The 21675-nt window shown below is 54.2% G+C and carries 20 protein-coding genes and 2 tRNA genes; 6 read left to right on the plus strand and 16 right to left on the minus strand.

Features of this window, described 5'->3' with window-relative positions; genetic code table 11:
• From mreD to FEAC_RS00320, 12 genes are all read right to left on the minus strand, one after another.
• On the minus strand, positions 1 to 516 hold the full coding sequence (gene mreD, locus FEAC_RS00265; protein WP_052565000.1) for a rod shape-determining protein MreD: 516 nt from the start codon (positions 514 to 516) through the stop codon (positions 1 to 3).
• The gene (mreC, locus tag FEAC_RS00270) at positions 513 to 1346 is read right to left on the minus strand and encodes a rod shape-determining protein MreC (protein ID WP_052565002.1); all 834 of its coding nucleotides are present in this window, start codon (positions 1344 to 1346) and stop codon (positions 513 to 515) included. The genes mreD and mreC overlap by 4 nt, the downstream gene beginning before the upstream one ends.
• A 13-nt stretch (positions 1347 to 1359) precedes the next feature.
• Positions 1360 to 2391 carry a rod shape-determining protein gene (locus tag FEAC_RS00275; protein ID WP_081900917.1) on the minus strand — a complete coding sequence of 344 codons (1032 nt, stop codon included), beginning with the start codon at positions 2389 to 2391 and terminating at the stop codon, positions 1360 to 1362.
• Between the two features lie 26 nt (positions 2392 to 2417).
• The gene (gene ndk / locus FEAC_RS00280) at positions 2418 to 2834 is read right to left on the minus strand and encodes a nucleoside-diphosphate kinase (RefSeq protein ID WP_035388139.1); all 417 of its coding nucleotides are present in this window, start codon (positions 2832 to 2834) and stop codon (positions 2418 to 2420) included.
• Positions 2835 to 2856: 22 nt separating this feature from the next.
• Complete coding sequence (locus FEAC_RS00285; RefSeq protein ID WP_035388138.1) at positions 2857 to 4140, minus strand: bifunctional folylpolyglutamate synthase/dihydrofolate synthase; 1284 nt, start codon at positions 4138 to 4140, stop codon at positions 2857 to 2859.
• Positions 4141 to 5403 carry an ATP-dependent Clp protease ATP-binding subunit ClpX gene (clpX, locus tag FEAC_RS00290; protein WP_035388137.1) on the minus strand — a complete coding sequence of 421 codons (1263 nt, stop codon included), beginning with the start codon at positions 5401 to 5403 and terminating at the stop codon, positions 4141 to 4143.
• Positions 5404 to 5478: 75 nt separating this feature from the next.
• Entirely contained in the window at positions 5479 to 6087 is a 609-nt protein-coding gene (locus FEAC_RS00295; protein WP_035388136.1) for an ATP-dependent Clp protease proteolytic subunit, read from the minus strand.
• A gap of 80 nt (positions 6088 to 6167) precedes the next feature.
• On the minus strand, positions 6168 to 7550 hold the full coding sequence (tig, locus tag FEAC_RS00300; protein WP_035388134.1) for a trigger factor: 1383 nt from the start codon (positions 7548 to 7550) through the stop codon (positions 6168 to 6170).
• Positions 7551 to 7594: 44 nt separating this feature from the next.
• Entirely contained in the window at positions 7595 to 7927 is a 333-nt protein-coding gene (locus FEAC_RS00305) for a metal-sensitive transcriptional regulator (protein WP_052565004.1), read from the minus strand.
• A gap of 224 nt (positions 7928 to 8151) precedes the next feature.
• Positions 8152 to 8222: transfer RNA gene (locus FEAC_RS00310), tRNA-Gly, on the minus strand.
• Positions 8223 to 8241: 19 nt separating this feature from the next.
• Positions 8242 to 8315, minus strand: a tRNA-Pro gene (locus FEAC_RS00315).
• A 21-nt stretch (positions 8316 to 8336) separates the two neighbouring features.
• The gene (locus FEAC_RS00320) at positions 8337 to 8966 is read right to left on the minus strand and encodes a DedA family protein (protein WP_152622992.1); all 630 of its coding nucleotides are present in this window, start codon (positions 8964 to 8966) and stop codon (positions 8337 to 8339) included.
• A gap of 148 nt (positions 8967 to 9114) precedes the next feature.
• On the opposite strand from FEAC_RS00320, the gene FEAC_RS00325 reads away from it, so the two are divergent.
• The 3 genes from FEAC_RS00325 (at position 9115) to FEAC_RS00335 (ending at position 12399) form a co-directional block, all read left to right on the plus strand.
• Entirely contained in the window at positions 9115 to 9936 is an 822-nt protein-coding gene (locus tag FEAC_RS00325) for a RecB family exonuclease (protein WP_052565005.1), read from the plus strand.
• Between the two features lie 62 nt (positions 9937 to 9998).
• Positions 9999 to 10478: a phosphatase PAP2 family protein gene (locus FEAC_RS00330; RefSeq protein WP_035388131.1), complete on the plus strand. Its 480-nt coding sequence runs from the start codon at positions 9999 to 10001 to the stop codon at positions 10476 to 10478.
• A gap of 1324 nt (positions 10479 to 11802) precedes the next feature.
• Positions 11803 to 12399, plus strand: coding sequence for a DsbA family oxidoreductase (locus tag FEAC_RS00335; protein ID WP_035388130.1), 597 nt, complete (start codon positions 11803 to 11805; stop codon positions 12397 to 12399).
• A gap of 398 nt (positions 12400 to 12797) precedes the next feature.
• Here FEAC_RS00335 and FEAC_RS00340 read toward each other — a convergent pair whose 3' ends face one another.
• Positions 12798 to 13835: a hypothetical protein gene (locus tag FEAC_RS00340; RefSeq protein WP_035388129.1), complete on the minus strand. Its 1038-nt coding sequence runs from the start codon at positions 13833 to 13835 to the stop codon at positions 12798 to 12800.
• A 63-nt stretch (positions 13836 to 13898) separates the two neighbouring features.
• On the opposite strand from FEAC_RS00340, the gene FEAC_RS00345 reads away from it, so the two are divergent.
• Positions 13899 to 15002 (plus strand): GAF domain-containing sensor histidine kinase, encoded by a 1104-nt coding sequence (locus tag FEAC_RS00345; RefSeq protein ID WP_035388127.1) that lies wholly within the window; start codon positions 13899 to 13901, stop codon positions 15000 to 15002.
• Here FEAC_RS00345 and zapE read toward each other — a convergent pair.
• Complete coding sequence (gene zapE / locus FEAC_RS00350) at positions 14964 to 15986, minus strand: cell division protein ZapE (protein WP_052565007.1); 1023 nt, start codon at positions 15984 to 15986, stop codon at positions 14964 to 14966. The two genes, FEAC_RS00345 and zapE, sit on opposite strands and share 39 nt — an antisense overlap.
• 179 nt (positions 15987 to 16165) lie before the next feature.
• On the opposite strand from zapE, the gene FEAC_RS00355 reads away from it, so the two are divergent.
• Positions 16166 to 16849, plus strand: coding sequence for a dihydrofolate reductase family protein (locus FEAC_RS00355; RefSeq protein ID WP_052565009.1), 684 nt, complete (start codon positions 16166 to 16168; stop codon positions 16847 to 16849).
• Between the two features lie 9 nt (positions 16850 to 16858).
• Complete coding sequence (locus FEAC_RS00360; RefSeq protein ID WP_035388125.1) at positions 16859 to 17374, plus strand: hypothetical protein; 516 nt, start codon at positions 16859 to 16861, stop codon at positions 17372 to 17374.
• A gap of 41 nt (positions 17375 to 17415) precedes the next feature.
• On the opposite strand, the gene FEAC_RS00365 is transcribed toward FEAC_RS00360, so the two are convergent.
• Positions 17416 to 18726, minus strand: coding sequence for a DUF5719 family protein (locus FEAC_RS00365; protein WP_152622994.1), 1311 nt, complete (start codon positions 18724 to 18726; stop codon positions 17416 to 17418).
• A 59-nt stretch (positions 18727 to 18785) separates the two neighbouring features.
• The gene (locus FEAC_RS00370) at positions 18786 to 21671 is read right to left on the minus strand and encodes a glycosyltransferase family 2 protein (protein WP_035388122.1); all 2886 of its coding nucleotides are present in this window, start codon (positions 21669 to 21671) and stop codon (positions 18786 to 18788) included.
• Positions 21672 to 21675: the final 4 nt, after the last annotated feature.

The following is a 21675-nucleotide window of genomic DNA, read 5'->3' on the forward strand; positions in this document are numbered from 1 at the left end:
CTACCTCCGTTCGAGCATCGGAGTTCGCTCCTGCGGCCCAAAGACCAATCGACACAGTCCGAGCGCTAACGGCGCAAGCACGAGATTGATACCACCTACGATGATCACCTCGTCAAGCGTCCGTGATTGCAGCGGGTTGCCGATTCCAAGCAAATATAGGACCAGCGAACTCAATACCTCACCAAGAACGCTAGCTGCACCAACTATGAGAATTTTGAGAGCGAGAGGAGTCGTTGCTCCAACTCGCTCGACCTCGCCAGCGACGTATCCGACAACACACAACACCAGTGCAGATATCCCAAATGGAGTCGTTAAAAACGAATCGACGACTAAACCAGCAAAAAAACCGGTCAATGCTCCCACCTCGCGCCCGCGATAGACACCGACCGCCGCGACCATCAACATCACAAAATCAGGATGCACGCCAAGCAGAGAAAAGTCGCCAGCACCCGACCGCTGTACGACGACTGCGGTAAAGACCAAGAGCGGCAGACCAAACGCCCTCACCCATCTCATGAAGCCGACCCCGGAGTCCACTTAAGTACCGATACATACTGCAAGGCGGCATAGTTGACCAACGGCACCGCCCGAATACTCTCCTGCAGATCACCCGAAGGGTTCGAGACTTGGGTGACTCGTGCCACAGGTAGCCCAGGTGGGAAGAGCTCTCCCTGAAGACCGGAGGTGACCAAAACAGCGCCTCGCCTAATATGGGTTCCCGGAATCACAAGGTTGACAGCCAACGATCGTCCAGTACCTTGCCCTACTGCTGCACCTACCTGACCTGAGTTTGGAATTCGCACACCCACGGTTGAAGAAGGATCAGTCAACATCAAGACTGTAGAGGTCGTCGACGTCACCTGCACGACTCGCCCAACAAGGCCGGCATCACCTACGACGGGGTTGCCAACCGCCACGCCATTAGCCGAACCCTTATCAATGACGAAAGTGAGCTGAAGATTTGTCGGCGTCATCTGTATAACCTCAGCAGGCACAGACGCCAGTGTTGTTGCGAAAGGAAGCTTTGTGAGACGGCTGAGCTGAGTCAACGCGTTCAATGCGCCTACATTTTCAAGGTGAGACCGCTGGATAGCACCTAACTTCGACCTCAATTGTGCGATCTCGCGCTGATCCGCCGGGTACTGGACCACGCCATGGTAGGCATTGGCCAGCGGTCGAAACACGGTATCGAGCGCCGACCTGGTCGGGTTCACCACATCTGCCACTACCGCCTTGAACGAGCCGACATGGAGCCGTGTCGCATTGAAGTTAATGGTGATCAGCGACACCGAGAGCAGAATCAGAACAGCAAGTGTTACCCTGGGTCGCTCGAGTAGTCGTGACAAGTCGTTAGCAGACCTAGCGTGACGAGGTAATCAAAACTTGTTTCAATGCCTCGAACTCCTCCAAGCACTGACCAGAACCTAGGGCCACGCACTGCAGCGGATTCTTGGCTACAACGATCGGCATTCCAGTCTCTTCATGGAGGCGTCGATCGAGACCAGCCAACAGCGCCCCACCACCGGTGAGCACAATCCCCTGGTCCATGATATCGGCAGCCAACTCCGGGGGAGTATTGTCAAGCGTAACCTTAACGGCATCGACAATGGCGTTGATAGGTTCCGCGATGGCACTCCGGATCTCCTCTGTAGTCACGGAGATAGTCTTGGGAAGCCCGGTGACCAGATCACGACCCTTTATCTCAGCACGGAGCTCCTCCTCTAAAGGAAACGCTGAGGCCAAAGTCATCTTGATCGACTCAGAGGTTCGCTCACCAAGAGCAACCGAGTACTGCTTCTTGATGTAGGCAATGATAGCTTCGTCCATCTCATCGCCACCGACTCGAATGGAACGAGATGTCACTATCCCACCAAGCGAGATCACCGCAACTTCGGTGGTGCCTCCACCGATATCAACAACCATGTTTCCGGCTGGCTCGTGAACCGGGAGACCAGCACCAATCGCAGCAGCCATCGGCTCTTCGATGATGTAAGCAGGCTTGCGTGCTCCGGCATACTCTGCGGCCTCTTGAACCGCTCGACGCTCAACGCCAGTAATACCGCTAGGCACACAAATAACCATACGAGGCTTGCCCATCTTGGACTGACTCACCTTGTGAATGAAGTAGCGAAGCATCTTTTCACATATCTCGAAATCTGCTATCACTCCATCCTTGAGCGGCCTAATTGCCTGGATATTGGAGGGGGTACGTCCGATCATTCGCTTTGCTTCGGCACCTACTGCCAACGGACGACCGTCCTTGATATTGATAGCAACCACCGAGGGTTCGTTGAGTACGATACCTTTGCCTCTTACGTAGACCAAGGTGTTTGCCGTACCGAGATCCACTGCAATGTCTCTTCCGAAAAGACCGCTGCCACTCTTTGCCACGTTACCTCCTAATGTTGCAGCTTGGCCTACACTGGCCGAAACTCTGGAAAAAACAAACCTATTTCGCGTTCTGCCGACGCAGGCGAATCTGAACCATGAATCAAGTTCTCATCAACGAGCATAGCAAGGTCGCCACGTATAGTGCCCGGCGCAGCCTTAGCTGAGTCCGTAGCACCCATCATCGTTCTCACCATCTCCACAACTTGCGCTGGACCCTCAATGATGCCAACGACAACCGGCCCTCTGGTCAAGAATGCGACCAGGTCGTCATAGAAGGGCTTGCCTCGATGCTCGGCATAGTGCTGTTGGACGAGCGAAGCCTCGAGCTGTCTCAATTCAAACGCCAAAAATCGAAGTCCACGACGCTCAAACCGCGTCGTTATCTCACCAATTAATCCACGCTCTACTGCATCGGGTTTTAGAATGATAAATGTTGTAGCCATACGAGTGTTACAGGCTACCGCATCAGCTCTCGTCTAGCAGCAGCTTTGGTGGATCTTTGCAAAGAACTGTGCCGCAGGCACAGTGTGAGCCGGTGATGAGGACTACTTCAGTTCCCAACGAGCCGATGAGTTCACCCACGGAGCGCAACTCATGCGACCAATCAAGGATCCTTGCCTCTGGATACACCTCCGTTGCCGCCTTCCAAAGTACGGGAACAGAGACTCCACAATCCAAAAGACCAAAAGCCTCAACGTCAACGATAGCGAGCGATCTCAAGAATTCGGAGGGGTCTCGATCATGACTCATCCCAAAAACAACTCCAACAGAGTTCTCGCTGCCGAAGGTCTCAACCAGCGTTAGACCAAGCGAAGCCGCCGCCTCCGGGTTGTGGGCTGTATCCACTACCAAAATGTGTTCCCCTCGCAACACCTCGAAACATCCTGGCAGATGCAATCGTGCCAGTCCACTCTCGATGCGCTCGCTAGACAGGCGCTGACCAAGCAGTGCCTCTACCGCCAGCACCGCCAGCACCACGTTCCAAGCCGCCGCCAAACCAAAGAGAGGAACAAAAAAGGATCGGTCTCCGAGTGGAGAGTGTTCGACTATCTCCTGTCCACCCACGCCCGGAAAACGCTCGATAGCGAGATCCTCTATCCAGATAGTTGGATTCAGCGCCAAACGTTGCATTGCGATGGATCGCAACTCGGGGAGGAGAGCTCCGATACACACAGTCGCCCCATCATGGACGATACCCAATTTATGATCTAAGACGTCCGTCAGCTCCGGGCCAAGTTGTGGCAAGTGATCGTGGCCGATAGAGGTGATCACCGCGACCTCCGCGTCGATGATATTGGTGGCATCGTCGCGGCCGCCCATTCCGACTTCGACTACAGCAATTTCACACCCTTCTAACGAAAACACCGAGAGCGCTGCAACAAAGAGCGCCTCAAAATGCGTGAGCTGTGGCACAAGCTTCTGCTCTGTCATCGCCGCTAGCTGGCATAACTCCTGATCTAGTCGCTCCGCGGCAACAGGAACTGCGTCGATCATGACCCGTTCCTCCAATCTGCAAAGATGAGGAGATCGGAAAAGCCCGACCCGGAATCCCATGTCACCCAAGAGGACTGCAGCCGCAGCTGCAACGCTTCCCTTCCCGTTGGTCCCAGCCACATGGATAAATCTAAGCCCCGACTCGGTTCCTCCGAGAACTGATGCGGCGGATCTGACCGACTCAAGCGACGACAGCACAACCGAACGATCAGCCTCGAAATTGGCGAGGCTCTCTAACCACTCGATTCCGAGCAACTACGATGCTTGCCTGGTAGTCGATCCATCCTGATCTGGGGCGGAAGGAATCAGCGTAGGTGCAACGTGTTCTAGCACCACCTGCTCGTCAATGACACACTTGGTGATGTCATCGCGCGATGGCACCTCATACATCACATCAAGAAGTACCTCTTCGAGAATGGCCTTGAGACCACGCGCTCCGGTACCCCGAAGCATCGCCTGATCGGCTATCGCGACGAGCGCACTGTCGGTGATTTCAAGTTCAACTCCATCGAGATCAAGAACCTTCTTGTACTGCTTGACGAGCGCATTCTTAGGCTCGGTCAAAATCTCAATCAACGCAGGACGATCCAGGTTGTCTATGGTGCCAACGATCGGCAACCGTCCGATAAACTCAGGCAAGAGTCCGAACTTCAGCAGATCCTCTGGCTGGACTTCGCGCAGTACTTCAGTCTCCCTGCGAGACTGCGCCACTGCCCCTGCGAAACCGATACCGCGTCTGCCTAGACGACTCCCGACTATCTCCTCTAATCCAACAAAGGCGCCACCGCAGATAAAGAGCACATTGGTCGTGTCGATCTGAATGAACTCTTGATGCGGATGCTTTCTCCCACCCTGTGGAGGAACTGAAGCTACAGTTCCCTCCAAAATCTTGAGCAGTGCCTGTTGCACACCCTCTCCAGAGACATCGCGAGTGATCGACGGGTTCTCGCTCTTGCGTGCGATTTTATCGATCTCATCGATGTAAATGATCCCCATCTCCGCGCGTTTCACATCGAAATCTGCAGCTTGAATGAGCTTCAAGAGAATGTTCTCCACATCCTCACCGACGTAACCAGCCTCCGTCAGTGCAGTCGCATCAGCTATAGCAAATGGAACGTTAAGCATGCGTGCGAGAGTCTGTGCAAGCAAAGTCTTGCCACAACCAGTAGGCCCAAGCAAGAGGACATTCGACTTGGCGAGCTCTACATCATCCTTCAAGCCGCTACGAATCCGCTTGTAATGGTTATAGACAGCCACAGAGAGGATCTTCTTAGCCCCCTCCTGGCCAATCACGTAGTTATTCAGAAACTCCATGATCTCTTTAGGCTTCGGAAGTTTATCATCAGACTGTGGCTCAGGCTTAGCGCCCAGCTCCTCCGAGATGATGTCGTTGCAGAGCTCTATACACTTATCGCAAATATATACTCCTGGACCCGCGATCAGTTTACGCACCTGTTTCTGCGACATGCCGCAAAAACTGCACTTCACCATCTCTTGGCCTTCACCAATCTTCGCCATGGCCAACCCTCTCCTTGTCCTCTACCGCCACCATATCGCAATCGTGGCAACGATTGCGTGTTTCAGCGAGAGTTCCTATTTTCCAACGTTGTCACGCGACGAAAACACCTCATCGATGACCCCGTACTCAAGTGCCTGATCTGCCTCAAGAATAAAGTCCCTATCGGTATCATGGGCGATCTTCTCAACTGTTTGACCGGTCGACTCCGAAAGCATCTGATTGAGAAGATCACGCATGCGAAGGATCTCCTTAGCCTGAAGCTCGATATCGGTGGCCTGCCCGCCTACCCCACCATAGGGCTGATGCAAAAGGATCCGAGCATGAGGGAGCGCATAGCGCTTTCCCTTAGCACCTGCCGACAAAACCACTGCAGCAGCTGAAGCAGCTTGCCCGAAGCAGAGCGTAGAGACATCGGGACGGATATATCGCATTGTGTCGTAGATGGCAAACAGGCCAGTGATTTCACCTCCAGGAGAGTTGATATAAAGATTGATATCACGATCCGGATCCTCATACTCCAAGTAGAGCAGCTGAGAACAGACGAGATTAGCTACCGCGTCGTCGATCGGCGTTCCAAGTACGATAATTCGCTCACGCAGAAGCCGAGAGTAAAGATCATAAGCTCGCTCACCCCTTGAGGACGTCTCAATGACGGTCGGAACCAGATAATTATACGCTTGCATGCAACCTCTCGATCTCCATAATCCGCTCCTCGGCCTGCGCCTAAGCGAGCAACCGTTTCATTCTAGTAGCGCTGCCGCTTTTATTGTTCTGGAACCGCAGCGGGCTCAGCGTCGACATCAGTTTCAGCCTCCACGAGCTGGTCAAGTCCGAGCTGCGACAGCGTCACTTCGTTGCCGTCCACATCCTTGATCGTCACAACGTTTGCGAGCCGTTGGTAGGCCTTCTGCTTGATCAGCGTCGTGCGAACCTGAAACTCCTGAAGTGGCGAGATGCCTCCGGGACGGCTCTCGATCGCTCCTGATGCAGTAAGCCTCTCGATCTCGGCCTGCACCTCAGCTGGTTCAACGCTGACAGCCTCGTCGATAGCAATCGCTCGTAATGCCAAATCCCAAAGAACTGACTGAGCTGCTTTCGAGCTAAGTTGCCCGGCAAGTGCATTCTCATCCTGCTGGCTCATCTCCAAGTAGCGGCGAAGTGAGATGCCAGAACCATCGAGAGCGTGACCAAATTCGTGCAGTTCTTGTTGGTATGCAGAGTTCAAAAGTGCCTCAGGGACAGTCTTAGGCTCGGTGAGCTCAAGGACCTTCTGGTACAGCTGCTGCTCGAAAAGTGACCTCGCCTCTGTGACTCTTCTTGTGGTCATACTCGAGCGAACGTCTTCCCGCAACTCTTCGACGGTAGAGAATTCAGAAACTTGACCGACGAATTCGGCATCTAGTTCGGGTAGTACTAACTCACGAACCGCAAGAACCTCGAGTACGGTGCTCTTGGTATCGGGTTGAGCCTCTCCGTCCTCTGCCGACTCCGACTCACCGGTGGTCGCTACAGGAACCTTGTCACCAACTTGAGAACCTACGAGTGCGGCCTCAAACTCGGAAGACACCTCGCCCTTCCCAAGTCGCGCAGTGAGGTACGGGGTGACTACATCCTCCCTTTCACCGTCGACGGTGATCACGTTGAAAGTAACCTGATCGCCCTCCTCGGCAGCTCGCTCCACCTCATTGAGGGTAGCCATCTGCTCGCGAATGCTATCGATAACGGTATCAACATCAGCATTAGTGAGCTCGACGCGTGGCACCTCGATCTCAATGGACCCGATACCCTCCACCTTGACTACCGGGCGAAGTGCAACGTCAAGTTCGACCTTGACATCACCCTCCTCGGCCCCGTCCACGATACGGAGATTAGGAGACTGGATAACATCGAGACCATTCTCGACTATCACCCCCTCGTAATTCTCCTGAACCGCGTCCTCGACCGCTTCACGGCGAACGGCCTCCTGGCCCAGTCGCGCCACTAGCACCGAGGTCGGCACATGACCCTTTCGAAATCCAGGGATCCTTACCTGGGAACGGAGCTTTCGCACCGCTTGATCAAGATACGGCCGAAGCTCCTCGTCGCGGAGTTCGATCGTAACAATGGCAGAATTGGACTCTTGATGAAGTTCAGCAGATGAGCGCATAGCAACCAAAGCATACAAGCTCTAGGCACAAGGTCATGAAGGTGTCAAAGAAGTCGGCCCAACAAACGACGCACTTCTTCGATCGAGGTGCCCTCCATGCGTGCCACTTCCGGATTCTCGATACAGTAGATGAGGTGGGCCGTCAAATAGTTTATTGCAGCCCTATCCAGCGCCTTCGCCACTGCAGCAAACTGAGTAGTCAGCTCCTTGCAATCGCGACCCTCAGCGACCATGCGCCGGATGCCTCGCACCTGACCCTCGATCCTGGAAAGTCTACGATCGAGATCGGCCTCCTCTTGCGTCAAATCAGGATGACTACCGTCGGCGTCTACAACATCCGTAACTGCCTGCCTCTCCGGCTCATCGATACTTTGCATGAACAACACCTATCTGGAAAAAGCACCCTGTCAACCACGGCACCAAAGACCGCAGCCACTCTCACCTACCCCAACGCCAGTCTAGCTATGGTTTTCATCAATACCATAGGGGGTTCTCCGATCAAAAACGCGGAAGACGATGTGGCGAAGATGTTGATGATGTTATTTTCGCCATCGAAGACACCAGGACTAAAAAACCGACTAGCCCTGCCCCTGCACAAGAGAGCGGGTGACGGGAATCGAACCCGCATGGCCAGCTTGGAAGGCTGGAGCTCTACCATTGAGCTACACCCGCATAGGAAGAATACTTCCCGTCGGGAAGGCGGGATTTGAACCCGCGGCCCCCTGCTCCCAAAGCAGGTGCGCTACCAAGCTGCGCCACTTCCCGCGACACGCTGAGTTTAGCTGATCATTCGCCAATTGCCTCTAGGTTGGAACGGCGACGGTAACGAAACCAAAGAAAACCGATGATAAGTAGCGCCAAAACCGCACCAAGACCGTAACCCAGATCCTGGATTACTTTCACTACCACGGTGTAGTTCGAGCCCAACCAATAGCCAGCGAGCGTCAAAAGGGCGACAAACGGGATGCTGCCTATAAGCGTGTACAGCGAAAACTTGCCAACAGGCATCTCGGCAACACCCGCCGGTAGGCTAATGACCGAACGCACAACGGGAAGAAGCCTGGATACAATAACCGCCGCCTCTCCGTGGCGCTGGAACCAGCGCTCCGCCCTGTCCAGATCCTTTGGCTTAACAAGCACGAACCGACCAAAACGTTCCACCAGCACTCTGCCGCCCGTACGACCAATCGCCCACAAAATCACGCTACCAATAAGGTTGCCGAGGATGCCAACAGCTATAGCACCGACCAGACTGAGCTTCCCAGACGCTGCCAGGACGCCCGCTAGCGTCATAACTAGCTCAGAGGGTATAGGGATTAGAGCCGACTCGAGGGTCATCAACACCAGGATGGCCGCCAGACCGTAGCTCACCACGTAGGTGTCGACAAACGAGTTCATTCCTGCAATAGTACTCATCCGTGACAAAGTGCACCCCAATCTTCAGCATTTATTACCCACGTCCTAAGATCCTTCTCAGCCGTCCAGCCCACCAGGAGCGACTAACAGTCGACCTGTGCAACACAACAACCGGTAGATACTCCAGCGACGGTGGTAGCCTGAAGGAATGGGGTTACCACTTCCTTGTTCGCTGACGCCAACCAAGGTCACCGCCTTCAAGGATTGTGCCTACGCGTTCCGGCTTTCAGTTATCGACAAAGTACCTCAGCCTCTTTCTATCTGGACAGTTAAGGGGGTTCTAGCTCACCGCGCCCTCGAACGCTTCTATTTTACGATCCCAGCGCTTGAGCGCACTCCTCACAAGGCACGTATCATCGTCCAGGATGAGCTCAATTATGGACTGAACCAGGGCTATGCTGCATCATTTCTAGCGAACCTGTCTGAGGCCGCTCGCGTGCGCCTAGCTGAGGAGGTCGAGCAGCTGGTTATGAACGTCTTCAGCCTTGAAGATCCGACTACCACTAACGTACTTGGAACTGAGTTGATGCTCGAGTTTCAAGTAGGCGATGTCCTCGCTCGAGGAGTTATTGATCGCCTAGATCGTGATCCCGACGGCGAGCTGGTGGTTGTAGATTACAAGACTGGTCGGCCACCTTCACACACTCACGAACAGGACAAACTGGCGGGTGTGCTCTTCTATGCCCTCTTGGTCGAACGAGTTCTTGGGGTCAGACCAAAGAGTGTCAAGTTAATGTATCTTCGAGACCGCATGGTAATTGAGTCTGAGGCTACCTCTCACCGTTTACAGGCAGTCGAAGGAAAAACTGCTGCGATATGGGCAGCTGTGCGAATGGCATGCGAAACAGGCAACTTCCGTCCGCGTCCATCGAGGCTCTGCAATTTTTGTGCCTATCAGTGTCAATGCCCATCGTTCACATCGTCGGATCGCACACATACGCTCCAAACCAGAAGGACGCCACCGGCTTGAGGCAACTCGACCGCTTTGATACTGCTGTTGATCATGCTTTCGCCCCCCTCAGGGGTCGGATAATGTACGATCGCCTGTTCTATATACTTTCTGCACTGGCAGATCACTCACTACTCTGGGAACTTATGGCAGCCACGCTCGCGATCTCTCCACGCAGGCGTCCCTTAGCAATGCGTGCAGCAGCTGCCCTGGCCGCCGAATCCGTTGTGATTAATGTTATAGTGAAGTCGCTGTTTTCACGAGAACGCCCAATAGATCAATCTTATGAACATCCACATCACCTGCGCTATCCTCTGACATCAAGCTTCCCGAGCGGTCACGCAACTGCTGCCTTTGCAGCGGCAACGTTACTATCTGATCGCACTTGGCTTAGATGGCTCCTGTATCCGCTTGCTACACTCGTCGCCCTATCACGGATTCACGTGCGTATTCACCATGCCTCGGACGTTCTCGGTGGCGCAATCATCGGTCTCTGTTTCGCCAAGCTCATCAAGTACCTATTGCCGGTGTCATCCTCCCCGTCTACAGACGGGGCTTCCTAGGCCGCTCACGCAACTTGAGGCGTCATGGTGCGTCACTAGGTCAGCGGCGTTCTGTCTTGTGGGAGCTAACCTGCGATGTTTCTTTACACATCCCGACCGCAAGCCCCACGGCATTGATGTTCTGGACCACACTCACGTCTGCGTTATCGGTATAGCCACACGATAGATAACAGAGGATAGCTTTGTTCTTACTGGTTCTTGTAATCGGTGTAACCACGCCGATGACAACATAGGCTCGCCTATGCGGGATTGATAGCGGCGACTTCTACTGCTGCTGTAGCACTGGTGCCCTGTCGGTAAGCCGTTGATCGAATATTCCTGAGCCCGCTTCGAGAAGAGACTCGTTGGGGCCAGATGAGTCAAGCGTTTCCATCTTTGTCTCCCTTGACAAGAGCCTCTAGTGCGATCTGATCGTAGTTGCGCACCAGATTGGTTATGGTTTTGTCGATCCAGTCCTTACTAGGTCTGGCTCTTTGGCCGACGACTTGGCTAGTCGAGTGGCTCTGTAACGGTTAGAGGCTTTGGGCTGTCTGGTGAGTTTGGGTTGCAACCGTCTTTGGTTGCCGCTCTGCTTTGGTGAGTAGTTCTGGCACGTCGAGAAACTTGGGCTTAGATCTAGCGGCTGTCTGCGTGATAAACATGCCAATAACTACAACGATCCCTGTTGCTTTGCGTCCTAGCTCCGGAGCTGGCCGGGTGAGCTCGCAAACCTGAATGCTCTAGTGTGATTCGGGCAGACGATGCTGTCTCTATGTCTCCTGGCTCACGAGTGACGCAGAATTAGTGCCAACTACACCCAGCTAGCCTCATATACGGTTGATGTTCCTAACCAGACAGATCTCGGATAGCGCAACTCTCATTGATGCCGGCTGCGTACCAAGTGGGTCGTCCAAAGTGGTCTGGCCTCCTCCACCAGTTTCCAAAACGCCTTGTCTAAGTCTCCAAGGGCTCGTCGTTGAATCGCTGAAGAGCCTTCCTTGAGTCATGTCTGCTTGCGAACCTCGGTTAGTTCATGGGCTTGGAGCTTGTAGCTGATCTGTTGTGATCGTTCGTGTCTCCATGAGTCACGTTATTCGAGGGCTAGGTTTCATAGATAGCGAGCGTCGGAACAGCGACCCACGAGAACAGGTAATTCCACACGGCCCCTTGAGTCCGCCCTTCCAGACGAGGCTTGCGCTCCGGTATGATCGAAGACCCTCAATCTCTTGAATGCTAATTCTTGACAAGGTACGCCGACTTAACCGCTGAGTAGACAGCGGAATCACTAGTTTTACCGAGCGATCCACTAGACTGGTTGTAAAAGCAACCAACAAGGAGATTTTGTATGGAATTCGCTATTAACTGGGATTATCGCTGTCCATTCGCTCGCAACATGCACGAGCACTTGATCACTGCGATGGAGGACGGTGGAGACTATCAAGTCGATTTTATACCCTTCTCTCTCGGCCAAGTTCACGTCGAAGAGGGAGAGCCAGACGTCTGGTCTAACCCGTCACGCTATAACGAGCTTTTAGCAGTAATGACTGGCATGACGGTACAACGGTTCTTCCCAGAAAGTTTCCCACAACTTCACCTCGCGCTCTTTGCGGCCCGACATGATCGCGCCCTCGACATCACCGATTGGTCTGTTTTGGCGTCTATCCTTGAGAGTCATGGTCTAGAACCAGAGAAGGTACTGCAGCTCATTGAATCCGAAGGCATCCTCGACGACTTCAAGAGGCAGCATCTCGCCTCTGTCGAAGAGCACCATGTCTTCGGCGTGCCCACCTTTATGATCAACGACCGAGCCGCCTTTGTCAGAGTCATGCACCGACCCAATGGAGATGCCAAGGTCGCTCGATCAACCATCGATCGCGTACTTGACACCATGGTCAACTACCCGGAGTTCAACGAGTTCAAGTACACCTCAATACCTCGCTAAACTCACCACCGACCGCTGCAGTGAATATTGGCTTAGACAGGCACGTACAGCTGCAGATGCCACGATGTCAAAACTCTGGAGTCCCCAACAACTGAGAGAGAGACACGCGACTGAAGAGCGAGACGAGGCGCCTTAAAATGTATATCTGCTTTCGAACAGTCCAAAGTTTGCACACGTGCTAAATAATCGCTAAGCAGCGAAGCGGACTCATCCTTGTCTCTAGATGGACCTATCAAGCTCTGCTCGCTCCGACATCGCCAAGGACGGACATCATCCACAACTGCCACTGGAGTTCGAAGGTCGGCGCGATGTCGGCCGACGCACAACCTGGTCTCTGAAGGTTTACTCCCATTGGGTTCCATGAAGACGTGGTAGACCTTGCCACAACCACGATATCATCAGCCGGTCATGGTAGTCCCAAAGTTACTTCGGAGCGTCTGGGCCCACTCTTCAGGGGAATAGTCGATCATCGTCTCTAGACAGAGACGCTCGAAATAAGTCACATCACTTCGGTAGTATGGCTCCATGGGTGCTCGAGCCACGATGCGAAACAACATGCTAGCGCCATAGTCTTTGCTTTCTGGAGTCGCACCAATCAAGGAGAAGTTGAATGACTGGATTCCCATCTCCTCATATGTAGCCAAGACCAGCGCTAGACCCGATGCCAACTGATAAATGTCGGGATCGCTCAACTCTACTAGATCACCGATACTAGGCGCGAGTGCCCACGCCTCATAGAAACCAGAAGGAGCAAATGGAACAAGCCATACAAAAGGATCCATATGCGCCACCATGCGTTGGCTCTGTGCGTCCTCTAACGCGATAAGCTCCTCAAAATATGGCTGACCGTAGGCGGCAAAATGCTCTCTAGAGGCGGTCAACAACTTCGCCTGCGAGCCTAGCGGAACAGAGTCATGCGAAGACTGAATATGTGGGTGTATCAAGGAGCTCCCGGACGGCGGTAGATAGTTCGCGTTGACCGATGAATAAATCAGGTCAGGATGCTGAGCCCGTACGGCTTTCCCATGTTGGAGAATCGCCAGCAGCGCATCGTATACAATTTCTCGAGTCATCTCCGTTAGGGGCAGAAAGTGCCGACTCACATCGTAAATGCCAACCGCTGAGACAGTAGAGTAGGCGATAACATTGGGTACTACCCATGAGTTCCCAACAATGATCCTCCCATTCCGAGCTATCTCTTCTGGAAAAGGTGACGTTGCATCACCAATGGTATCGATACAAAACGGGCAGAACCCATCACGCTCGACTGCGGAGCCTAGCTCGACCGGACCATGAGTGAGCTTTGCGCCTTCGATCAAGCGCGCACCGTGGCCGAACAACGAGTCCACGCGATGGATGAGTCGGGCCGGCTTGAAGCCACCATGCTCAAAATCGGGAACCTCGGCTTCGAGCTCATGCTCCTGGAACAAAATCATCGATCTCTCCCCTCGAACCCGAACCCTTGCATATGGACTAACCTAGTCGAGGTGGAGCGACTCGTGAACGAACCTCGACTGAAAGACATTTTCGAGGCGCTTATCGAGGTAGTGAGCAAGCTCGACATAGACGAGACCCTCACGCTCTTGGCCGATCACACGCGATCCCTCACGCGTTCGCGCTACGCAGCGATTGGCGTGCTCGACCCTGAGCACGAGCATCAACTTTTGGACTTTGTGACCTCGGGGATCGACTCCAGGGAACGCGAACTCATTGGCAAACCTCCTTCCGGCGATGGTCTGCTCGGCACGGTCATAACCTCTCGCAGTGCCGTCATCTCAAACTCGATCGCCGACGACAAGAGAGCCATAGGTTTCCCACCGAATCACCCCACCATGAAGCACTTTCTCGGAGTCCCAATCATCACCGGCGAAAGGGTTTTTGGCAATATCTACGTAACCGATAGGCTCGATGATCAGCCATTCGATCAGATCGACGTAGCCATCCTCGAGACCTTAGCCACTGGCGCGTCCGCGGTAATCGGCAATTTGCTCCTACGTCAGGCGCTCATGCGCGCCCAGGTAGAGGATGATCGAACTCGCATTGCCCGCGACCTCCACGACGACATAATTCAGCGTCTTTTTGCCGTTGGTCTTCAACTTCAAGCCGCACTACCATCGCTCCAACGAACAGACGGTGCACGATTTGTACGACAAGCGATCGAGGATCTTGACGCCGCAATCGGAGAGATCAGAACCACGATTTTTGAACTCGAAGCGAGCCGTGGCGACTCTCCCCGCGCAGAGATCCTAGATCTGACATCGCGTCTCTGTATGATTGCCGGCCTCCGGGAGCACGTTGTCTTCTCGGGCCCGATCGATACTCTGCTCACCAACTCAACGAAATCGCTCGCTCTCACTGTACTGCGAGAGCTCATAACAAATGTCATAAAACATGCAGACGCCAATGAACTTCGGGTAGAGATCCAGGTCTCAGATAATCTCAAGATCTTGGTCGTTGATGACGGAATCGGGATCAGCGACGATCCTCATATTGGTCATGGAATTGTAAATCTTCATGCCAAGGCGACCGATCACGGCGGCTCATTTTCTATCGCTGCTGGACCGTTAGGAGGGTCGCGTGCCACCTTCATCGTTCCGTTGTAATAGCGGATCCTCTAGGGTCTCAAGTTCGTAAAGCCTCGACAGGCAACGGCCATACTTCTGCCGGAAGCCTCCACTCAAGAAGCCAGCTGGGAATAGCTCTCCGAGATCACATCCACGAACCCTAACAGGTACTCCGAAATCATAAAGTACATCGACAAGACTGCAGAAACGCAATGCGTCGCTTTGGAGTTCAATCGAAGACGCGTTATCGATCTCAACGCCGGAGATCTCCTGCACCACTCCCCGATAGCGAATCGGATGAACCCGATTTAATTGGTCGAGCAACGTCTTCAACTCAATTCGAACTGCGTCCTCTGGCAGTGGTTCAAACGTGCTCTCTCCTCGATCGAAGACAAAACTACGTCGGCGGAAATCTCCTCCCTCTATCGGCAGGACTTGGAATGCATCGGCCAACCCTTGAATTTCACGCAAAAAGTCCTGGGCACCAAAACGGCCTTCGCCCAGCCGAGTTGGCAAGGTGTTAGAGGTCACCACCAAGTTTGTACCTGTGGCGAGCAACTCGTTGGCGAGTCGACTGATAAGTACAGTATCTCCGGGATCATCAAGTTCAAACTCATCGATTGCAAGCAAGCTGGCGCCTTGCAATAACTTCAAAGCTCCAGAAAACGAGAGCGCTCCAACAAGGCTGGTGAGACCTGCGAACGAAGCGTAAAACTTGGCTCCTTGCCAGGCGAAAAAAGTTGCAGCCAAGAGATGAGTCTTACCAACTCCAAACCCGCCGTCTAGATACCAACCGATCGGCTGCTTGGGCTTGATCCGCCGCCAAGATCGACGTGAACGCTCTTGCTGCCCTTCTCGCGTAAATCTCATCAAGGTCTCCTTGGCCTCCTGCTGGGAGCTGAATTCCGGATCAGGATGGTAGGACTCGAAACTAGCCTCGCAGAAGTTGCGAGGGGGTATTAACGACGCGATTAGCTCTTCATGCGTAGGGACAAGCGCAGGTCGTCCGAGAAGTTCGTCCATGCATAACACGCTAGAGGCAACAACCGGCGGGCCGCTCCTTGCCAAAATGAGGAAGGGATGGAGAGTGAGCACCAGAACTACCTAAACAGAACTACCCAAATAAAGCAGCGCCTACTAGAGTGCAGAGATACATACTCACATCTCCGAAACAATAGAGCTAGCACAGTTGTCGGTGGGTCGTGTACGTCACCGATAACGAAGATCCAAGTCTAGAGCAGCTTCTCGCCCTCTATCCGGTATCAGAACCGAATGTGTTGCGTGCGAACATGGTGATGTCGTTAGACGGCAAAATAGCCATTGATGGTCGCTCTAAGGGTCTCTCCACCGATCTCGACCGCAGAATTTTCCACTTTCTACGTGCGACCTCACAAGTTATCCTTGTAGGCGCTGGTACTGCACGAATAGAAAACTACCAACCTCCGCAACTGGATCCAGACTTGGCCAAACTTCGTCACCGGCTCGGACTAGTGCGACCGTTACGCATAGTCGTCGCCTCGCGACACTCCCGACCGCCGAATACCCCAAACCACCTGAGTGGGGCAGCCTCAGGAGGTGGATCATCATCTGCAATAGAGTATCGTAACTTACCTGCAACACCTCGACGTGGTGAACTGGAGCAATTGCTCGCGATCGATAATCAGCACCCAGGTGGAATCCTCTGCGAAGGCGGACCGACACTGCTGTCAGACCTACTCGAGCAGAGCCTCGTCGATGAGTTCTGCCTTACGATCCGACACCTGATTGCTGGAAACGCCTCTCAACCGGTAGTCACCGACACGCTAACGGCACCAGTGGATTTCAAATCGGTCGCTAGCCTCTCCACTCGAGAGGCAACCTTCCTTCGCCTATCACGTTCCAGCTAGCATGGTCACATGCAGCTTGGCCGCATCGTGCGAGACTATGACCGCGCCTACCAGGAGGCGTTAGCCTTCCTCAGCAGCAGGAGCGAGGTTGTACAGACAGACCAACAGGTACTTGCGTGGGGGGATGGCCCTTCACTCTTGGATCTATCAACGCATCTGTCGGAGGTGCTCGGGTCTATCACGATCGAACAACTAAATTACTTGGGTGCACCCTACTCACTCAATCCCAACCGTAGAAGCGCAACCATCAGGGTCATGCGAAGACTCTCGCGCCATCGAATGATCGAAACCGTCCTCCGGTGTTGGGGAGCGAATGGCCCAATAGCAGCCGACGCCGTTAACCTACCCGAACTGCTAGTGAGCGTGGCCGAACAGGGAGGCACCTATCCAATTCCAAGCGCCATGGCCACCGCCCTGCTTGTGGAATACCCGGATCTGGACGCCGACGCCGGCATGATCATCAAGGCAATCGTCAAGACGGGTTACGAGCACCTCTGGTCTATAGGGTTTTCGGAGCTCCATTAGAGTTTGGCTACAACTGGTCCATCGTCGCCAAGAGACGCCGATCAAGCGGCTGGTATGGCGACGCAACCCTCAGTAAGAGGCACGCTTGCCACCGTCATAGCATGAGCCAATCGCAGCTTGAACAAGGATGGAGTTGAGGCTGCTAGACCGATAGGTTCGACAGAAGGCCGTAATATGTTAGACGACGTCGAGTGTGGAAGCACTCCGCCCGCCAGGCTGTCTCCAGTGATAGAAATTAGACTGCTCCGGCTAAAGACTACCTCAGGATCATGGGTAGTCGGATTTGCGATGCAACTCATCCACCATTGTGCTGCGCGAAAAAACGTCGGTGTCAACTGGTAAAAAGGTACTGATGGACTTGAAGATTGCACCGCACCAAGTCCAAAGAGTGGTGCACCACGTGAAATAACCTTCACAGCCACGGCTTGAGTGCCGGTCGTGTTAGCTACTGAGGTCAGATCGACCGGGAGTGGAGAGTTGGCCGGCACGGTTACCCGTTCGACGATGTGCATGGGTCCCATGTCTGCCACCTGAAGTGTCCCATTGAAACCGGCCATCTCAATCGCCACAGGAACCGGCTTCGACGAGGTGTTGAGTAGCTCCAGGGTCAGTGACTTAGTGCCAGCCGTTGGAACATAGGGAAGGTACAGGTGCGTTGAGGGTGTGGCATAACCGAGTGTTTCTTGAGTATTAGGTGAAGCTACGCTTGAGACCACAACTACACTTCCCGAACGGGCAGTGACGCTGGCTGAGATATCAGCAGCATTAGGGGCAAAACGCTCTGCGTTGATAGTCATGACTGCACCAGGGCGGACTATTAGGCCCTCCACGGACGGAACCGACACCTCCCCTTGCGTGGAGTAGTAACTCAGATCGACGACAGCCTGAACTTTGAAAGGATTATAGACCGAAACAGTGGAGCCTGTTCCAGTGGTAGTGGACAGGCCCTCTACTGTCCAGTGACTGCTAGGAGACGAACTGCAAGGACTGATCTGGGGCAACGCAGTCGACGTGGTTTGCGTCTCCACAAACGCAACCATACCTCCGGAGGAGACTATAACCCGCCCATGACCTGGCGTCACATGCAAGTGCATCGATGAGTGTGGAAGCATGACGCGGTGTTGGCGGTGATGACCAACCTTGGAGGTGATCAGCAATTTTCGCTCATGGCTGGTCGGGTTTTCCAGAATCACGCCATCCGAATGGATCGCACCCAGCAATCGAGGCACTACACAGTACCAACTCACTGACGTTGCCGTAGGTACAGCAGTCGGCACCGCCAAGCTGCCAATACCAAAGGGGACATTGGCCACCGCAAACTGCGCCCTGCGGGCTGCAAACGAGTTCGTCATCGTCACCGCCGCAACCAGTACCACAACAAGGCAGATCAGAACTATCTTCGGCCACTTTATCAAGATCGTGGCCCCACGGGCACCGGCACTGCTGAGGCCGGCGCATTGCCTAGTCCGACAGTTTGCCCTCTCGTTCTAGCTCGCAACCAAGAACGTCGACCAAATAACCCAAGCAGCAAAATTAGCATCATGACTAACTGGATTACGATACCAACCGTCAACCAGGGGTCGAACGGCGTTGCTGCCCTAGCAAGGGAAGCCGGGCGTGCGGTTAATCTATACACCGAGATACCACCTTGAGAGAATATTTGAGCCATATCGAGTTGGCGACCAAACGCCGTTGTAAATGCATCAGCAGCCACGGTTCTTGGCGCACCTACTACCACCACCTCATCGACGCCAACAGCTGCAAGCTCGTCACCAAGCCGAACCGTTCTTCCAGCTAGCGCAAGGGCCACTAGATGATCTAGGGCACCCTGGCCTCGAGTCACCGCAGGGGCACCTGCGGTGAGCACAGTCGGCGCGACTCCTTCGGTCAAACCTACGTAGACGCCGTTAGTCAACTTCTCACCAGTGACGATGCGTGGACCCGTGCCAAGCTCTACCCAGAGCACCGATTGAGGATGTCGAACAAGCCCTTCGACAAGAGGAAGGGTATCGCGAGTGGTACTTGCGGGGCCAGGTTGACCCCCAATGGCTCCCAAGGCGGAACCGAGGGCAGCTACCACCAAAGCAAGCGTCACCAGCCCAGCAGTGACATGATGGACTCCTAAACCGAACGAACGCAGCCGTCTCAACATGAGACGCATCGCACCGGGAAGAGCCACCGAAGCAATCAGCGTCGCCATGATTGTCGGATAGACCGGAGCAATGGGAGACCCTCCTAGAAATCCTCTTCCAGCCATCACTGCGAAGACTGTGTAGCTTACCGTTGCGATCGTCGCGACCAGGAGAGAAGAATCGCGACCCTCACCAAATCCGAGTACCACCACAACGAGCGTTAGCACCATCGCTGCTAACAACCAGGAGGAGAGACCCCCGACGACCGAGGCTCCAAAAGCGGAACTTATCGCAGAGCTGGTCGGGTTCACAAATCCTGTAAAGAGGTAATCAACTCCTGGATGGACAACAATAAGTCCACCAATCCATGGAAGATTAGTTAAGAATCCAACCACCGAGGCGTAGCAAACCACGACAAAGAGCCTTCGTGCCCTCTCGGGGCCAACGGTCACTAGATAGACAAGAACCTGCACGACGGCAGCTAGCAGCCATACGATGGCAAGTTGAGGGGCCAATGCCACAGCCAAGGCAAACAACGCGGCTACCCGCAAGTTAGACCTCCGCATAACCCGGCGCGACTTGCGTTGCGCAGCGATGGCGTCGATGGTAGCAGCGAGTAACAATGGGGCAATGGCGTAGCCAAATATGGCGTAAATTGAGCCTCTTACCAACGCTATCGCCACTATTGGCGAGAGTGCATACAGTATCCCTGATGCTCGTGCGTATCCATCAGGGAGTCGGCGGCGAGCGACTCGATAGGCTCCTATCGGCCCAATTATCAAGGAGCTGAAAACGAGCAACCAGACGCCGAGTGCGGTATGTCCGATCAACACAAATCCCAGCAGGCCTATGATCAAGTCGGAGGTGGGCAAGATAGCGACCCCGAGGAGGTGGCTCGCTCCGTGGCCTGAGAAATACGCGCCCAACAGTTGCACCGGAGAGGAATAAAGTGTGAAAGAACCCTTTAGAGGGGTCGGTGCGAAGAGCACTGAGCGCGCGAGCACAATGCTCAGGGCTATCGAGACCCAAAGAGCCCAACGCCCAAGTGAACTTCGCTCAACTCGAGTCGTCGGGGAATCTGCATCAGGATCGTCTCGAGATGCATCGTGACTCGGTCTCGTCCGATTGTGAGACAAGAAACGCCGCAATGTGAGCCAGGAACCTGAAAACGTGAGTAGACGTGGGTCAAGCCCGCGTGCAAGCATCGCCTCCCGTTCTCGACGCAGTGCATCACGCTCGGTTATGATCCCAATGGCCTTCAAGCTACCCCAGGCCACCCTAGGACGTGCGGTGAGCGTCAGGAACAATGCCTCCGCGATTCGCTCTACGAAGAACACCAACAACGCAATCGATCGCATCCGACCCTGTTCGAGCTTACTAATACACCGAGCCTGATGACGACGCTTGAGTTCTATACGCTCTGCGTGAGATAGCGCCACCCGTTCATCAGCAACAACTCCGCGTCGTACTGCCCGCAATCGTGGCGAACGACGCCCCGAGGTCGAAACTGACCTATGGCGCACGCGCGCATGCGGTGCGGTTGAGATTCGTGCGCCTGCCATCCGAACTCGACAAGACAGATCAACCTCTTGATAGACGCTACCAAAACTTGCATCAAAGCCTCCGAGCGAACTGAATAGGTCGGCACGCACCAGCATGGCACAACCGGCACCAACGGCCACCTCGTTGATCTCGTCATACTGGCCCTGGTCAAGGTCACCAACCTCAACCCTTGTTGCCGTTCCCATCAAAAAATCAAGGTCACTACCGAGTTCGAGAATCTGACGCGGGGAATCATAGGCGACAATTTTTGGGGTGACGAGACCTGAGTTGGTTGCATAAGCCACCTCCATCATTGCCGCTAGCGCATTTGGGGCGAGTGCAACATCGTCATGACAGAACAAAAAGAACTTAGCGTCGTTCACCAGTTCGACGCCTGCGTTGACCGCGGCCCCAAAGCCCGGGTTGCCTGGTAACTCAAGTACTTGAGCATTCGGGAGCAGGCGGTGGGTCAGGTCATCAACCCGACCAGATTGGTCAACATTAACTACTACGATGTCGAGATCGGGGTATCCGAGCGAGGAGATACTCGCCAGACACTCCTCGAAGTAGTCGCCCGGATCGTGGGCAACAACAACCACTGCCACTTTGGGGGGTGCTTGCATCAGA

The sequence above is a fragment of the Ferrimicrobium acidiphilum DSM 19497 genome (assembly GCF_000949255.1).
Lineage (GTDB): Bacteria > Actinomycetota > Acidimicrobiia > Acidimicrobiales > Acidimicrobiaceae > Ferrimicrobium > Ferrimicrobium acidiphilum.

Coding starts and splice junctions, on each gene's coding strand:
- mreD (WP_052565000.1), bottom strand. CDS start 516: ATGAGATGGGTGAGGGCGTTTGGTCTGCCGCTCTTGGTCTTTACCGCA.
- FEAC_RS00330 (WP_035388131.1), top strand. CDS start 9,999: ATGTACGATCGCCTGTTCTATATACTTTCTGCACTGGCAGATCACTCA.
- ndk (WP_035388139.1), bottom strand. CDS start 2,834: ATGGCTACAACATTTATCATTCTAAAACCCGATGCAGTAGAGCGTGGA.
- FEAC_RS00295 (WP_035388136.1), bottom strand. CDS start 6,087: ATGCAAGCGTATAATTATCTGGTTCCGACCGTCATTGAGACGTCCTCA.
- FEAC_RS00325 (WP_052565005.1), top strand. CDS start 9,115: ATGGGGTTACCACTTCCTTGTTCGCTGACGCCAACCAAGGTCACCGCC.
- tig (WP_035388134.1), bottom strand. CDS start 7,550: ATGCGCTCATCTGCTGAACTTCATCAAGAGTCCAATTCTGCCATTGTT.
- FEAC_RS00365 (WP_152622994.1), bottom strand. CDS start 18,726: ATGACGAACTCGTTTGCAGCCCGCAGGGCGCAGTTTGCGGTGGCCAAT.
- FEAC_RS00305 (WP_052565004.1), bottom strand. CDS start 7,927: ATGCAAAGTATCGATGAGCCGGAGAGGCAGGCAGTTACGGATGTTGTA.
- FEAC_RS00335 (WP_035388130.1), top strand. CDS start 11,803: ATGGAATTCGCTATTAACTGGGATTATCGCTGTCCATTCGCTCGCAAC.
- FEAC_RS00320 (WP_152622992.1), bottom strand. CDS start 8,966: ATGAGTACTATTGCAGGAATGAACTCGTTTGTCGACACCTACGTGGTG.
- FEAC_RS00370 (WP_035388122.1), bottom strand. CDS start 21,671: ATGCAAGCACCCCCCAAAGTGGCAGTGGTTGTTGTTGCCCACGATCCG.
- FEAC_RS00340 (WP_035388129.1), bottom strand. CDS start 13,835: ATGATTTTGTTCCAGGAGCATGAGCTCGAAGCCGAGGTTCCCGATTTT.
- FEAC_RS00360 (WP_035388125.1), top strand. CDS start 16,859: ATGCAGCTTGGCCGCATCGTGCGAGACTATGACCGCGCCTACCAGGAG.
- clpX (WP_035388137.1), bottom strand. CDS start 5,403: ATGGCGAAGATTGGTGAAGGCCAAGAGATGGTGAAGTGCAGTTTTTGC.
- zapE (WP_052565007.1), bottom strand. CDS start 15,986: ATGGACGAACTTCTCGGACGACCTGCGCTTGTCCCTACGCATGAAGAG.